This window comes from Proteus sp. G2674 (genome assembly GCF_009915195.1).
Taxonomy (GTDB): Bacteria; Pseudomonadota; Gammaproteobacteria; order Enterobacterales; family Enterobacteriaceae; genus Proteus; species Proteus mirabilis.
The window spans coordinates 1-1,982 of record NZ_JAABLS010000019.1 but is presented as its reverse complement, the minus strand read 5'-3'; the positions used below and the strand labels follow the sequence as shown (position 1 = coordinate 1,982).

Annotated in this window: 2 protein-coding genes; one reads left to right on the top strand and one right to left on the bottom strand. The window is 32.9% G+C overall.

All coding sequences use genetic code 11. The annotated features are described in order from the left end of the window. A partial coding sequence (locus tag GWI58_RS09600) for a hypothetical protein (protein WP_161769130.1) occupies nucleotides 1–858 on the bottom strand: 858 nt, incomplete at its 3' end. 660 nt (nucleotides 859–1,518) lie between these two features. Between GWI58_RS09600 and GWI58_RS09595 the strand changes: the two genes are divergently transcribed. Next, nucleotides 1,519–1,982: DUF943 family protein (locus tag GWI58_RS09595; RefSeq protein WP_161769129.1), on the top strand; the 464-nt coding region annotated here is incomplete at its 3' end.

Below are 1,982 nucleotides of genomic sequence, written 5' to 3'. Positions count from 1 at the left end.
AGGAAGTGGGTTTTTACCAAAAGATAAAAAGGGCTTACGGGCTTGGTAATCAACCGATGAAACGGCATCTCGGCCTTGTTGCATATAGGCATTAAGGAAAGTGATAAAACGGTGGTTTTCACTGTCGGTACTGGTTAGGAAACTGGAGTAGTGGGACACATTGGGGCGATAGAGGATCGTTTTTAATTGGCCTGTTTTTTCATTAATGGCATATAGTTTAATCGCCAACATATTGCCCGCATAACCAAATTGCGCCTCTTTATAGCGGGTTAAACGCACTTTCCCCATGCCATAGCTATACAGTATTCCTCTTTGCCTATCCGCAGTAAGGTACACAGGAGGCGTAAAGAAAGAGAGATAGCCAAATAGCCATAAAAAACCGGGGAAAAAAATTAGCCAGCCAATTATTAAAAATATTTCTGCTTGGCTATTACGGCTAAGCTCACCGGTATAATATGCCTTAATATAGGCCCATATACTTATTTTCCCTTTGTTAAAGTATGGAACATATTTATCTAAATATTTTGGAGGGCTTTTGCCTTGTTCATTATATGAGTCATAAATTCTTTTGTTATAATTAATTGTATCCTGAAATGTATACATTTTAGATGAGTGCCTATCCATAAAACCCCAAAATGTATAACAGGCCATAACTAAAAGTACGATAAAAAAGGGTATTGTATTAGTGAGTTGGCTATTGCGCTGTGGTGAGTTAATTACACAACGCTGTTGATTAACTGCCTCTAAAAATACCAGTTTTTGAGGTGCTAAAGGATCATCGTAGTGATGACTTTCCGCAACTAATGGTGTGGTTTCTAATTGCTCTGGGTGCTTTGACACAGTGCGTAAACGGGTCATTCCGTGCCCTCCTCATCAATACAGCCATATATTTTATCGTCGGGGTTGCCGTTTCGGTAACGTAGTGGTGCTATTTTCCTTTTAAGATGATCTGCTCAGTAGGTGATAAATCAAAGCTCCATAAAGTAAGCTAAGAAAATTTAAGTTGCCCAAATCACTTTGGTCTGAATTCGTCTTGAAAGCAGTTTAAACTATCTAAATATTGTGCGACGAGGCAGAGAAAGATAATATTTGCTTTTTTTATCCGCTCTGCATAGATATCATTTTTTGCATAATCTATAAATTCACTAATATTATGTGTTAGGTTGAGAGTTTTATAATACTCGATTGTACGTGAAATTGTCCACAATAGAGTATTAAAGTTCTCTGTGTAACACATAAATATTGACTAGGTTGACCTATAGATTGAAAGTACACATAATTTTTCTTTAATACAGTGAAAAATGTTTATTGCTTAATCTTATGCTGTGCTAATATTGTTTTATTGACCATTTTAGTTCACAAGAAAAATATATGACTGTTGTTTTAACTAATGCATCAATTTTTAATTATGCTCAGGTGAATGCCAGCACAATAACTCAAAGTGATTCCTTACCGAGTGAAATAATTATAATATATTATAAAAGCGACTATTAATATAAGAATTCGGAGTCCAAAATAATGGTTTTTAAATATAAAATAACAATAATCATATTTTTGCTATCTTTTATTTTTTTTGTAGTGTATGAGTTTTTTATTCCCGTTAAAGTCATGGGAGTACATAAAGATACGTATACCACCTCTATTCTGGTTGAGGATTTTCCGATAACTGATTATGGAAAAATAATATGGTGGAAAAACAATCAAGATGTTTTAGATAAAAAGTATGATTTATTTAAGAATAAAAATAGTTTATTTTTGATTTCTATATGGAATTATGGTGATGGATATTTAGAAGAAGGAAAATACGATCGATTATGTTTTACTGAAATTAAAAGTAACAAAAAATGTATAGAAAAAGATAAAGTAATGTCAATAATGTATTCTTTAAATGAAGAGGAAATTAGGATCGGTAATTCTGCATATATTAAAGATAAAAATGGTTCTTTTATAAAGAAAGACAAGGATACTAATACAACTATCAC